The organism is Streptomyces sp. NPDC057694 (genome assembly GCF_042799415.1).
In the GTDB taxonomy this organism is placed as follows: Bacteria; Actinomycetota; Actinomycetes; order Streptomycetales; family Streptomycetaceae; genus Streptomyces.
In genome coordinates this window covers 583,016-595,865 of sequence record NZ_JBHVIX010000001.1, presented here as the reverse complement: position 1 = coordinate 595,865, position 12,850 = coordinate 583,016, and the positions used below count along the sequence as shown (strand labels likewise).

Here is a 12,850-nt window from a genome sequence, read left to right as displayed (position 1 = left end):
CATGTGCGGCATCGCAGGCACCTACCGCTGGCCGGACGGGAAGATCGTCACCGACCGGCTCACCGACATCCTCGCCCACCGCGGCCCCGACGGAGCGGGCCGGTACGGCCACCCCGTCGCCGACGGCGAGGTACAGCTCGGACACCGGCGACTGTCCATCATCGACCTGTCCGAGACCGGCGCCCAGCCGATGGTCTCCGACGGCCTTGCCCTGACGTACAACGGCGAGCTGTACAACGCGCCGGAGCTGCGCGCCGAACTGGAGTCCGCCGGCGTCCGCTTCCGCGGCACGTCCGACACCGAGGTGGTCCTCGAGGCCTGGCGGCGCTGGGGCACGGACTGCCTGCCCCGGCTGCGCGGCATGTTCGCGTTCGGCATCTTCGACGAGCGCACCGGTGAACTGGTCCTCGCCCGCGACCAGTTGGGCATCAAGCCGCTGTTCCTGCTGCGGCGCGGCACCGGCCTGGTGTTCGCCTCCGAGCTGAAGGCGCTCGCTGCCGCGACCGGCGGCAGGCTCGAGGTCGACCACGCGGCGATGGTCGCCTCGCTGCTCTACTACTGGGTCCCCGACTCCCGCTGCGCGTTCCGCGAGGCGGAGAAGCTGCCGCCGGGCAGCTGGCTGCGCTGCCGGCCCGACGGCCGGGTCGAGCGCGGCACGTACTGGAGCCTGAAGGACGTCGCCGCGGAGGGCCAGGACCGGGCCCGCAGCGGCGAACTGCCCGACCTGGCGGCCATCGTGGAGGAGTCCACCCGGCGCCATCTGCTCTCGGACGTGCCCGTGGCGACCTTCCTCTCCGGCGGTCTCGACTCCAGCTACCTCACCGCGCTGGCCGCCCGCCACCAGCCCGGGATCTCCGCCTACACCATCGGATTCCGCGCCGAGGACGCCAAGTTCGAGGCGATGCCCGACGACCTGCGCTACGCCCGGCAGGTGGCCGAGCGGTTCGGCGTGGACCTGCACGAGATCGAGATCGCCCCCGACGTGCTCGATCTGCTGCCCAAGATGACGTACCACCTGGACGAGCCCATCGGCGATCCCGCCGCGATCAACACCTTCCTGATCTGCTCGGCCGCCCGGGAGGCCGGGGTCAAGGTGATGCTGTCGGGCATGGGCGCCGACGAACTGTTCGCCGGATACCGCAAGCACCTCGCCAACACGATCGCGCTGCGCTACCAGCGCGTGCCCCGGCCGCTGCGGCGCACCGTGTCCGCGGCCGTCGGCCGGCTGCCGGTCGCCACCTCCCGCAGGGGACTGCGCTCGGTGCGCTTCGCGAAGCGGTTCCTGTCCTTCGCCGATCTGCCGGAGGAGACCGCGTTCCGGCGCAGCTACACCATGTACGACCGGCCGGAGCTGCTCTCCCTGATCGACCCGGACCTGGCCGGGACGGTCGACGACGTGCTCACCGAACATGCGGACACCTACGAGGACAACACCCTCGACGACTTCGTCAACCGCATGTGTCTCACCGACGCCCGGATGTTCCTGCCGGGCCTCAACCTCGCCTATACGGACCGCTCCAGCATGGCCGCGTCGACCGAGGTACGGGTGCCCTACGTGGACATCGAGGTGGTGAAGGCCGCGTTCGCCTTCCCGGGCGACCGGAAGATCACCGGCAAGCAGGGCAAGGCCGTCCTCAAGGAGGCCGCCACCTCGATCCTGCCCAAGGAGATCGTCTACCGGCCCAAGGGACTCTTCAGCGCCCCGCTGCGGGCCTGGATGAGCCGGGACCTCGCACCGCTGGTGCGCGAGGTGATCAACGACGGAGAGCTGGTCCGCTCCGGCTTCCTGCGCCGCGACGCGCTGCGCCGCCTCGTCGCCGCGGACGCCGCCGGACAGCAGGACTACTCCAAGCATCTGTGGCACGTACTGACTCTCGAGTACTGGTACCGCGACGCGACCTCCGGGTCCGGCCAGAGCACTCGACCGACGGCTTAGGAAATAGAGGAGTTCGGGTGAAGCAGGTCGTACAGAACTACAAGAGCGGCGAGCTGGCGGTGCTCGACGTGCCGGTACCGGGGTGCAAGCCGGGCGGGGTGCTGGTCCGCAGCGCCTACTCGCTGATCTCCACCGGGACCGAGCTGATGAAGGTCTCCGAAGCCGGCATGTCGATGCTGGGCAAGGCCCGCTCCCGCCCCGACCAGGTGGCCAAGGTCATGCAGAGCGTGGCCACCAACGGGGTGCCCGCCACCTATCGCAAGGTGATGGGCAAGCTGGACTCCTACACCCCGCTCGGCTACTCGCTGTGCGGGATCGTCGAGCAGGTCGGCGCCGGGGTCGACGACGTGAAGGTCGGCGACCTCGTGGCCTGCGCGGGCAACGAGCACGCCCTGCACGCCGAGCTGAACTGGGTGCCGAAGAACCTCTACAGCCCGGTGCCCGAAGGCCTCGCGCCGCGGCACGCGGCCTTCGGCACCGTCGGCTCCATCGCCCTCCAGGGCGTCCGCCAGGGCGAGCCGCAGCTCGGCGAGGTGGCCCTCGTCATCGGCCTCGGCCTGATCGGGCAGCTGGTGGCGCAGCTCCTCACCGCGGCGGGCGTCCGCGTCGTCGGCGTCGACCCCGACCCGAGCCGCTGCGAACTCGCCGAGAGCCTCGGTGCCGCCGCCACCGGCGACCCGGCCTCCGCCGCCGTGGAGGCCGCCGTCGCCGAACTCACCTCCGGACACGGCGTGGACCAGGTGTATCTGGCGGCGGGCGGCGCCAGCAACCAGCCCGTCGAGCTGGCCGCCCGGCTCTGCCGCGACCGCGGCCGTGTGATCGACATCGGCAAGTGCCGCCTCGACCTGCCCTGGAACGCGTACTACGAGAAGGAGCTCGACGTCCGCTTCTCGCGCAGCTACGGACCCGGGCGCTACGACCCGGAGTACGAGCTGGAGGGCCGCGACTACCCGATCGGATACGTGCGCTGGACCGAGCGCCGCAATCTCGCCTGCTTCCTCGACCTCGTCGCCCGCGGCCGTGTCGACGTGGACCCGCTGGTCTCCCACATCGCCGACTTCGACGACGCGGTGGACACCTACCAGCGCTTGAAGGACGGCGAACTCAAGGCCGTGGCCGTCCTGTTCCGCTACGCCGATCAGGAGCCGGAGGCGGAGCAGGAGACGCCGGCCCCGGAGGTGGTCGTGCCCGCCGTGACCGTGCGGCCCGGTCCGGCCCGGGCGGTCTCGTCCCCGGTGCGGCTAGCGTTCGTCGGCGCGGGCAACTACGCGACGTCGATGCTGCTGCCCCACCTCGCCCGGCGCGACGGCGTCGAGCTGTCCACCGTCGTCACCACGACCGCGCTGTCGGCGGCCAACGCCCAGCGCAAGTTCGGCTTCGCCGAGGCGACCACCGACCTCGACGCGGTCCTCGGCGACAAGTCGATCGACGCGGTGTTCGTCGTCACGCGGCACAGCTCGCACGCCGAACTGACCCGGCAGGCCCTCCTCGCGGGCAAGGCCGTGTTCGTGGAGAAGCCCCTGGCCCTCACCGAGGACGAACTGGCCGACGTGCTCGCCGCGGTCGAGGAGTCCGGCAACGACCGGCTCCAGGTCGGCTTCAACCGCCGCTTCGCCCCGCTGCTGCACGAGGCCAAGGGCCGGTTCGGCGTCCGCACCGGCCCCGCCAGCCTGCGCTACCTGGTCAACGCCGGACGGCTCCAGCACGGCAGCTGGTACCTCCAGCAGGGCACCGAGGGCTCGCGCTTCGCCGGTGAGGGCGGCCACTTCATCGACACGGCGAGCTGGCTGCTCGACTCCGACCCTGTCTCGGTCTACGCGACCGCCCCGGCCGGCAACGAGGACCTCCAGGTCGTCGTGGGCTACCCGGACGGCTCCACCGCCACCATCAGCTACGTCACCACGGGCTCCCCGGGCTACCCCAAGGAGACGCTGGACCTGGTCGCGGACGGCAAGGTGCTGCGCTTCGACGACTTCGTCCGCGCCTCCGTCTACGGCCGCAAGCGGTGGGTCAGTTCACGGCTGCCGAAGGCCCGCGACAAGGGCCAGAACGCCGAACTCGCCGCGTTCGTCAAGGCCGTGCGCACCGGCGGCCCGATGCCCGTACCGCTGGAGTCGCTGGTCGCCACCACGGCGGCCACCCTCGCCGTGCAGACCGGCCTGGCCGGTGGCGCGCCGGTGACGTTGGCGGGGCCGCGATGACCATGAGCGCGGGCTGGTACCTGCGGCGCCTGTCCCGGATGGGGCCGCAGGAGATCGCGGGCCGGGCCGGTGACGCGGTCCGCCGTCGCCGGTGGCGTTCGGCGCGGCCCGAAGGACCGACCGTGACCGGCGCGCGGTTCACGGCGGTGCTGCCCGCCGGGACGCTCGCCGCGATCCCGCCGGACGCCGCCAAGCGGCTCGTCGCCGAGGCGGACCGGCTGATGTACGGGCACGTCGAGTACTTCGGGGTGGTCCGCGACGACCTGGCCGACCCGGACTGGTGGTGCGACCCGAAGACCGGCCGCCGCGCCCCGTGGGGCTACGCCTTCGACGTGCCGTACCGCAACGAGGAGGCGGTCGGCGACATCAAGCAGATCTGGGAGCTGTCCCGGCACCAGTACCTCACCCAGCTCGCCGCCGCCTACGCCGTCACCGGCGACGAGCGGTACGCCGAGCGGATCGCCGACCACCTGCGCTCGTGGTGGGCGGCCAACCCGCCGCTGCGCGGCGTGCACTGGATCAGCGGCATCGAGCTGGGCATCCGGCTCCTGTCCTGGGTGTGGGTGCGGCGGCTGCTCGACGGCTGGCCCGGCGTCGGCGACCTGTTCGAGAACAACGCCGTGGCGGTGAACCAGATCTGGCACCACCAGCGCTGGCTGGCCGCCTTCCCCAGCCGGGGCTCCTCGGCGAACAACCACGTCATCGCCGAGACGGCCGGACTGTACGCCGCGGCCTGCGCGTTCGACTGGTTCCCCGCGTCGGAGCGCTGGCGGGACACCGCGCTGCGCTCGCTCGACCGGAACCTGCGCGCCAACACCTTCCTTTCGGGGCTCAACCGCGAGCTGGCCTCCGAGTACCACGGGCTCGTCCTCGAACTCGGCCTGGCCGCGCTGGCCGAGGCCGACGCCGCGGGCCGGCCGGTCCCCTCGACGCTGCGGCTCGTGCTGCTGCGGATGACCGACGCGCTCGCCGCCGTCGTCGACAACCGGCTCAGGCCGCCGCGCCAGGGGGACGCCGACGACGGCCACGGCCTGGTCGTGGACGGCGCCGGCACCGACCGCTGGGCCTCGCTGCTCGCCACCGGCGACGCCGTGTTCGGCCGGCTCGACTGGTGGCCCGAGGTGACCGCCACCGACGTGCGCACCCCGCTCCTCGCGGCGCTCATCAAGCCCGTGACACCGTCCGTGACCCGCCCGAAGACCCGGCCGGCCCACTTCGCCGACGCCGGAATGACCGTCCTGCGCGGCCCGGAGAAGATCTGGTGCCGCTGCGACGGCGGCCCGCACGGCTTCCTGTCCATCGCCGCCCACGCCCACGCCGACGCGCTGTCCGTCGAGGTGCGGCACGACGGGGTCGACGTGCTCGCCGACCCCGGGACGTACTGCTACCACGGGCAGCCCGAGTGGCGGCAGTACTTCCGCTCCACCCTCGGCCACAACACCCTGCAACTGGACGGCGCCGACCAGTCCGTCTCCGGCGGCCCGTTCCTGTGGACCCGGCACGCCCGCACCCGCGTGCTGGCCGTGGAGACCTCCGGCGACGGCACGGCCCGGTGGAGCGCCGAGCACGACGGCTACCAGCCCTCCGTGCACCGCCGCCGGGTGGAGCTGACGGCCGAGAGCGAGGAACTGCGCCTGGTCGACGAGGTGCGCGGACCGCGCCGTGACGTCCGGCTCACGTTCCACCTCGGTCCGACCGTCGCCGCCGACCTGGTGGGCGCCCGCGCGGTCCTCACCTGGATCCACGACGGCGAGGGCCGCTCCGCGGTGCTCGACCTGCCCGGTCAGCTGACCTGGCGGGCCCACCGCGGGGAGAGCGACCCGCCGCTGGGCTGGTACTCCGCGGGCTTCGGGCGCAAAGAGCCCACCACCACCCTGGTCGGAACCGGCAGCGCCGACGGCGCCGCCGACTTCACGACCGTGCTCAGGTTCCGCGGGTAGGGGGGCGCGTGGGCTACAAGAGACGGCACTGGGCGCTGGCGGTGGCACCGCTGGCGCTGACCCTGCTGGCGACCGCGGGCTGCGACAGCTCGCCGACGTCGGACGCGGGGTCGAAGCCGAAGAGCACACCGTCGTCCGCCGCACCGACGACGACGCCGGTGGCCCGGGTGTGCGCCGAGCCGCCCGCCGGGCCGGCGAAGGCACCGGCCGGAGCGGTCACGATCGACCCCAAGAAGGTCGGCGACCTGGCGGCGAAGACCAAGAGCAGCCCCGCGCACACCACGTTCTGGCTGCGCCCGGGCACGCACCGGCTCGACCCGGACCGCTACGCCCAGGTCATCCCCAAGAAGGGCGACCGCTACCTCGGGGCGCCGGGCGCGGTCCTCGACGGCCGCAAGAAGAACCAGTACGCGTTCACCGGCACCGCCGACGACGTCACGATCAGCCACCTGACGGTGCAGGGGTTCGTGGCGCCCCCGGACGAGGGTGTCGTCAACCATGACTCGGGCGACGGCTGGGTGATCGAGCACAGCACGATCCAGAACAACTCCGGGGCCGGTCTGATGGCCGGCGCCCGCCAGCAGGTCCGCGCCAACTGCCTGCGCGACAACGGCCAGTACGGCATGAACGCGTACAAGGGCTCCGGCCGTGTCACCGGCCTGGTCGTCGAGGGCAACGAGATCGTCGGCAACAACACCGGCGACTGGGAGCGCAAGCGCAAGGGCTGCGGCTGCACCGGAGGCATCAAGTTCTGGGCCGTCGACGGCGCCGACGTCCGCGGCAACTGGGTGCACGACAACCGCGGCACCGGCCTGTGGGCCGACACCAACAACAACGACTTCCGCATCGAGAAGAACGTCCTGGAGGACAACGACGGCGCCGCGCTGATCTACGAGACCAGCTACAACGCGGTCATCCGGAACAACACCATCCGGCGGAACAACTGGGTCGAGGGCCGCAAGGCGGCGGAGAGCGGCGACACCTTCCCGTTCGCCACGGTCTATCTGTCCGAGTCCGGCGGCGAACCACGGATCAAGGCCCGCACCGACAAGATCGACATCTACGGGAACCTGCTGCAGGACAACTGGTCCGGGATCACCCTCTGGGAGAACGCCGACCGGTTCTGCAACAGCCCCGCCAACACCTCCTCCGGTGACTGCACCCTGCTGGTGAAGAAGACCAAGCGCTGCGCCGAACCGGCCATAGGGAAGGCGCCGCTCTACGCCGACTGCCGCTGGAAGACCCAGCGGGTCGACATCCACGACAACCGCTTCGTGCTCGACAAGTCCGTCGTCAAGTGCACCGTGAAGTGCGACCGGATGGCGGTCCTCGCCAACTACGGCACCTATCCCGACTGGTCGCCGTACCAGGGCGAGAAGGTCGCCGACGCGATCACCCACAAGCAGGACAACCGCTGGCACGACAACGTCTACCGCGGACCGTGGAAGTTCGTCGTCCAGGACCAGAGCAAGGTGATCGACTTCGCGCAGTGGAAGAGCCGGAGCTTCCGGCAGGACAAGGGCAGCACCCTCGACCCGCGGGCCGGTGGTTGAGATGACCGCACCGCTCCACGCACCGGCGCTCGACACCCCACCGCGCCCGGCCGGCACACCCAGGCTCGTCGGGACCGCCTGGGGGCTGCTGATCCTCAACACGCTCGGCTCCGCCGGCGCGAAGACGATCATCCCGCTGCCCCGCTCGCTCATCCAGATGGTCACCATGGGCTCGCTGGTCGCCGCGTTCGTCCTCGCGCTCGCGGTCAACCTCCGGCTGCGGCTGCGGCCCAGCGCGTACGTGCTGCTGCTCACCCTGCTGCTGGTCCCGAGCGTGATCTCCAGCGTGCACCTGGAGTCCGGGCTCGGCGCCCTCTTCCGGTGCGGCCGGCTCGCCCTCTTCGTCGGCACGCTGTGGCTGCTCACCCGCTGGTGGGACGGCGGCCTGACCTTCGTCCGGCACCACATCCGGATGTACTTCGCGGTGCTCGGGACGGTGGCCGCGGGCCTGATCGTCTCACCCGGCGCGGCGCTGCCCGACATCTACGGAGGACGGCTCGTCGGCGCCCTGTGGCCGCTCACCCCGCCGCAGATCGGCCAGTACGCCGCGGTGATCATCGGGCTCACCGTGCTGCTGCTCCTGGGCGGACGGACCGACCGCAGGAGCGCGGTGGTGATCATCGTGCCGTCGCTCGTGCTGCTCCTGCTGACCCACACCAGGACAGCCACGCTCGGCCTGCTCATCGGTCTCGTCCTGGCGATCGGCTCGCTCCTGCTGACCAGCGCCGCCGCCCGCCGGTTCTTCACCTGGACGGTGGTGATCGCCACGGTCGTCGCCGTGGGGTTCGCCTCCGCGCTCCAGGCGTGGTTCCTGCGCGGGCAGAGCCAGGAGAACTTCTCCAACCTCACCGGCCGAGCCAAGGTCTGGGACGCCCTGCTGGCCGAACCGCGGTCGATCTCGCAGATGCTGTTCGGCGTGGGCCTGGGCGACAAGTCGTTCGGCGGACTGCCCATCGACAACAGCTGGCTGGCCGTCTACAACGAACAGGGCCTGATCGGAGTCACCGTCGTCGCGGTGATCATCGTGGTCCTGGCCGGGGTCGCGCTGCTGCGGCCGCCGTCGCTCCAGCGGGCCTGCGCGATCTTCCTGATCAGCTACTGCGCGATCGCCTCGTACACCGAGGCCGGCCTCGGTGACGCCTCGCCGTACCTGCTCCATCTCGCCCTGGCCGCCGCACTGTTGGCCACGCCCGTCGCGCAGCCGCCGTCGCTGCCCGAGCTCCCGGCGCAGGCGGACACGGCGTCCCGCCCGTACATCCCGCGCTGGGCCCGTCGATCGGAGGTGATCTGAGCATGCATGTCCTCGTGGTGCACAACCGCTACGGCTCGGCGCAGCCGAGCGGGGAGAACAAGGTCGTCGACCAGGAGGTGGAGCTGCTGCGCGCGGCCGGCCACCGGGTCGAGCTGTTCGAGCGGCGCAGCGACGACATCGCCGCCAAGTCGCTGCTGGGCAAGGCCGCGCTGCCGCTCCTCGTGCCGTGGAACCCGGCGGTCCGCTCGGAGCTCGCCGGCCGGCTGCGCGCCGACCGGCCGGACGTCGTCCACGTCCACAACGTCTTCCCGCTGCTGTCGCCCGCGGTGATCGCCGCCTGCGCCGACGCCGATGTGCCCGCCGTCGCCACGCTGCACAACTACACCCAGGTCTGCCCGCCCGGCACGCTCCAGCGGGACGGCGCCGCGTGCACCGAGTGCGTGGGGGGCTCGGCGCTGCCCGCCGTCCGGCACGGCTGCTACCGCGGCTCCCGGCTCGCCACGGTGCCGCTCGCGGTCAGCCTGTCGGTCAACCGGCGCCGCTGGTGGTCCGGAGTGCAGCGCTTCCTGTGCATCTCCGCGGCGCAGCGCGACGTGCTGGCCGCGGCGGGCATGCCGGCCGATCGCCTCGCGGTGAAGCACAACTTCGTTCCGGACCCGGGCGGTTGCCGGACGGGGGCGGGCGAGCACCTGCTCTTCCTCGGCCGGCTCGCCGAGGCCAAGGGCGTACGGCTGCTCATGGCCGCGTGGGACGAACTCGCGGCCGAGGGCGGGCCGGGAGTGCCGCTCGTGATCGCCGGCACGGGCCCGCTGGAGCGCGAGGTGAGCGAGTGGGCGGCGGGCCGGGACGACGTGCGCTACGCGGGTCTGCTGGACACGGCCGAGTGCCGCAAGGCGGTCGCCAGGGCGGTCGCCGTGGTCGCTCCCTCGACGTGGCTGGAGGCGTTCGGCCTGGTGGCCGTCGAGGCGATGGCGGCGGGGGTGCCGGTCGTCGCCGCCGGGCACGGCGCGTTCGTCGAACTCGTCGAGGAGGGCGTCACCGGGCTGCTGCACCGGCCCGGTGACGCCGCCTCGCTCGCTTCCTGCCTGCGGCGGATCACGGCCGACCAGGTCCGCAACCAGGAGATGGGCCGGGCGGCCCGGAGCCGGTACGAGCGGGGCTTCAGCCCGGCCGTCGGCCTGGAGCGCCTGCTGGAGGAGTACCGCACCGCGATCGCGGGGCGGTCAGCACAGGCTCGCGGCGGGGACACCCGCGCGAGCAGGGGGGATGGGGAAAGTACATGACACGATGCCGACTCTGCGGCTCGGAAGCCTTGGCGAGCGTCGTCGACCTTGGGGCGACACCGCCGTGCGAGAGCTTCCTCGCCGCTGACCGACTGGACCAGCCGGAGCCGGCGTACCCGCTCCATCTGCGGGTCTGCACCGACTGCTGGCTGGCGCAGATCCCACCGCTGATCACACCCGAGGAGACGTTCAAGGAGTACGCGTACTTCTCCTCGTTCTCCACGTCCTGGGTGGAGCACGCGCGCACCTTCGTCGCCGGCGCCGTCGAGCGGGCGGGGCTCGGCGCCGACGCCTTCGTGGTCGAGGTGGCGAGCAACGACGGATACCTGCTCAAGCACGTCGTGGACCGGGACATCCGCTGCCTGGGCATCGAGCCGTCGGTGAACGTCGGCGCGGCGGCCAGGGACGCGGGCGTGCCCACGCTCACCGAGTTCCTGAGCCCGGAGACCGGGACGGCCGTGCGCGCCGAGCACGGCCCGGCGAACCTGGTCGTGGCCAACAACGTGTACGCGCACATTCCCGACGTCATCGGGTTCACCCAGGGCCTGCGCGCGCTGGTCGCCGACGACGGCTGGGTCTCCATCGAGGTGCAGCACCTGCTGACCCTGATCGAGGAGAACCAGTACGACACGATCTACCACGAGCACTTCCAGTACTACACGGTCGCGTCCGCGATCCGGGCGCTGGCCAGCGGCGGACTGACCCTCGTGGACGTCGAACTGCTGCCCACGCACGGCGGCTCCATCCGGCTGTGGGCCCGCCCCGCCGAGACGGCCGGTGAGCCCTCCCGGGCGGTGACCGACGTCCTGGCCCGCGAGAAGGCCGCCGGACTCCAGGAGCTGTCCGGGTACACCGAGTTCACCGCCCGCGTCGCCAAGGTCCGCCGGGACCTGCTGCGCTTCCTCATCGACGCCGCCGACCGCGGCGAGACCGTCGTCGGCTACGGCGCCCCCGGCAAGGGCAACACCCTGCTCAACCACTGCGGCATCCGCCCCGACCTGCTCGCGTACACGGTCGACCGCAACCCGTACAAGCACGGCCGGTACACCCCGGGCACCCGCATCCCGATCCTGCCGCCCGAGCAGATCGCCGCCGACAAGCCGGACTGGGTCCTCATCCTGCCGTGGAACCTGCGGACCGAACTGTCCGAGCAGCTCGCCTTCGTCCACGAGTGGGGCGGCCGGCTCGTCTTCCCCATCCCGGAACTCAGCATCGTCGACGGCGCGTCGTCCAAGGAGGTCACAGCATGAAGGTCGTTCTCTTCTGCGGCGGCTACGGGATGCGGATGCGCAGCGGCGCCGCGGACGACGTACCCAAGCCGATGGCGATGGTCGGGCCCCGGCCGCTGATCTGGCACGTCATGCGCTACTACGCGCACTTCGGGCACACGGAGTTCATCCTGTGCCTCGGCTACGGCGCCCACCACATCAAGGACTTCTTCCTCAACTACGAGGAGACGACGTCCAACGACTTCGTGCTCAGGGGCGGCCGGACCGAGCTGCTGTCCACCGACATCTCGGACTGGACGATCACCTTCGCCCAGACCGGCATCGAGTCCCCGATCGGCGAGCGGCTGCGCCGGGTCCGCCACCACCTGGACGGCGACGAGATGTTCCTCGCCAACTACGCCGACGTGCTCACCGACGCCCCGCTGCCGGAGATGATCGACCGGTTCGCCGAGCGCGACGCCGGCGCGTCGATGATGGTCGTACCGCCCCAGTCCTCCTTCCACTGCGTCGAGTTGGCCGAGGACGGCCTCGTCGGCGGCATCACCGCGGTGAGCGACATGCCGCTCTGGGAGAACGGCGGCTACTTCGTGCTCCGCCAGGAGGTCTTCGACCACATACCGGAGAACGGCGACCTCGTCGCCGACGGCTGTGGCCAACTCGCCAAGCAGGGAAGGCTCGTGGCCCACCGGCACCGCGGCTTCTGGAAGCCGACCGACACGGTGAAGGAGCGCGCCGCGCTCGACGCCTCCTACGCGCGGGGCGACCGCCCGTGGGCCGTGTGGGAGCACGACACCGCGGGGGTACGCGCGTGATCAGGCTCGGAACCGGTCCCCTCGACCGGATCGTCGCCGTCGGCGCCCACTGCGACGACATCGCCATCGGCGCCGGCGGCACCCTCCTGGCGCTGTGCCGGGCCCGGCCCGGCCTGCGGGTCGACGCGCTGGTCCTGTCCGGCGGCGGCACCGACCGGGAGCAGGAGGAGCGGGCAGCGCTCGCCGCCTTCTGCCCCGGCGCCGACCTGCGGCTGACCGTCGACAAGATGCCCGACGGCCGCTTCCCCGCGCACTGGGCGGACGCCAAGGCCGCGGTCGAGGAACTGCGCGAACGGTCCGACCCGGACCTGGTCCTCGCCCCGCGCACCGACGACGCGCACCAGGACCACCGCGGCCTGGCACAGCTGATGACCACGGCGTTCCGCGACCACCTCGTGCTCGGCTACGAGATCGTCAAGTGGGACGGCGACCTCGGCCGGCCGTCGGCCTACCAGCCGCTGTCGCCGGAGACCGCCGAACAGAAGGTCGCGCTGCTGCAGGAGCACTACCCCTCGCAGCGGCACCGGCCCTGGTACGACCGCGAGGCCTTCCTCGGCCTCGCCCGCATCCGCGGTATCGAATGCCACGCGCGCTACGCCGAGGCGTTCGCCGTCACCAAACTCACGCTCGACCTGGGGGATTGA

At 71.9% G+C, this 12,850-nt stretch carries 9 protein-coding genes; all 9 read left to right on the top strand.

Annotated elements, in window-relative coordinates; genetic code table 11:
- Position 1: 1 nt before the first annotated feature.
- From asnB to ACFVDP_RS02835, 9 genes are read left to right on the top strand one after another with little or no spacing between them, the layout of a single operon-like run.
- Positions 2–1,936, top strand: a complete 1,935-nt coding sequence (gene asnB / locus ACFVDP_RS02875; RefSeq protein WP_383482186.1) for an asparagine synthase (glutamine-hydrolyzing) — start codon at positions 2–4, stop codon at positions 1,934–1,936.
- 17 nt (positions 1,937–1,953) lie between these two features.
- The gene (locus tag ACFVDP_RS02870) at positions 1,954–4,137 is read left to right on the top strand and encodes a bi-domain-containing oxidoreductase (RefSeq protein WP_383482183.1); all 2,184 of its coding nucleotides are present in this window, start codon (positions 1,954–1,956) and stop codon (positions 4,135–4,137) included.
- Positions 4,134–6,077, top strand: coding sequence for an alginate lyase family protein (locus ACFVDP_RS02865; protein WP_383482180.1), 1,944 nt, complete (start codon positions 4,134–4,136; stop codon positions 6,075–6,077). The genes ACFVDP_RS02870 and ACFVDP_RS02865 overlap by 4 nt, the downstream gene beginning before the upstream one ends.
- 8 nt (positions 6,078–6,085) lie before the next feature.
- Entirely contained in the window at positions 6,086–7,630 is a 1,545-nt protein-coding gene (locus tag ACFVDP_RS02860) for a right-handed parallel beta-helix repeat-containing protein (RefSeq protein WP_383482177.1), read from the top strand.
- A 1-nt stretch (position 7,631) separates the two neighbouring features.
- Positions 7,632–8,921, top strand: coding sequence for an O-antigen ligase domain-containing protein (locus ACFVDP_RS02855; RefSeq protein ID WP_383482174.1), 1,290 nt, complete (start codon positions 7,632–7,634; stop codon positions 8,919–8,921).
- A gap of 2 nt (positions 8,922–8,923) precedes the next feature.
- Entirely contained in the window at positions 8,924–10,165 is a 1,242-nt protein-coding gene (locus ACFVDP_RS02850) for a glycosyltransferase (protein WP_383482171.1), read from the top strand.
- Positions 10,162–11,415 carry a class I SAM-dependent methyltransferase gene (locus ACFVDP_RS02845; protein ID WP_383482168.1) on the top strand — a complete coding sequence of 418 codons (1,254 nt, stop codon included), beginning with the start codon at positions 10,162–10,164 and terminating at the stop codon, positions 11,413–11,415. The genes ACFVDP_RS02850 and ACFVDP_RS02845 overlap by 4 nt, the downstream gene beginning before the upstream one ends.
- Entirely contained in the window at positions 11,412–12,206 is a 795-nt protein-coding gene (locus ACFVDP_RS02840) for a glucose-1-phosphate cytidylyltransferase (protein WP_111667202.1), read from the top strand. Before ACFVDP_RS02845 ends, ACFVDP_RS02840 begins: the two co-directional genes overlap by 4 nt.
- Complete coding sequence (locus ACFVDP_RS02835; RefSeq protein WP_383482166.1) at positions 12,203–12,850, top strand: PIG-L deacetylase family protein; 648 nt, start codon at positions 12,203–12,205, stop codon at positions 12,848–12,850. Before ACFVDP_RS02840 ends, ACFVDP_RS02835 begins: the two co-directional genes overlap by 4 nt.

What these genes read in the sequence shown, in the direction of transcription:
- asnB (WP_383482186.1), top strand. Translation starts at nt 2, where the DNA reads ATGTGCGGCATCGCAGGCACCTACCGCTGGCCGGACGGGAAGATCGTC.
- ACFVDP_RS02865 (WP_383482180.1), top strand. Translation starts at nt 4,134, where the DNA reads ATGACCATGAGCGCGGGCTGGTACCTGCGGCGCCTGTCCCGGATGGGG.
- ACFVDP_RS02855 (WP_383482174.1), top strand. Translation starts at nt 7,632, where the DNA reads ATGACCGCACCGCTCCACGCACCGGCGCTCGACACCCCACCGCGCCCG.
- ACFVDP_RS02850 (WP_383482171.1), top strand. Translation starts at nt 8,924, where the DNA reads ATGCATGTCCTCGTGGTGCACAACCGCTACGGCTCGGCGCAGCCGAGC.
- ACFVDP_RS02845 (WP_383482168.1), top strand. Translation starts at nt 10,162, where the DNA reads ATGACACGATGCCGACTCTGCGGCTCGGAAGCCTTGGCGAGCGTCGTC.
- ACFVDP_RS02840 (WP_111667202.1), top strand. Translation starts at nt 11,412, where the DNA reads ATGAAGGTCGTTCTCTTCTGCGGCGGCTACGGGATGCGGATGCGCAGC.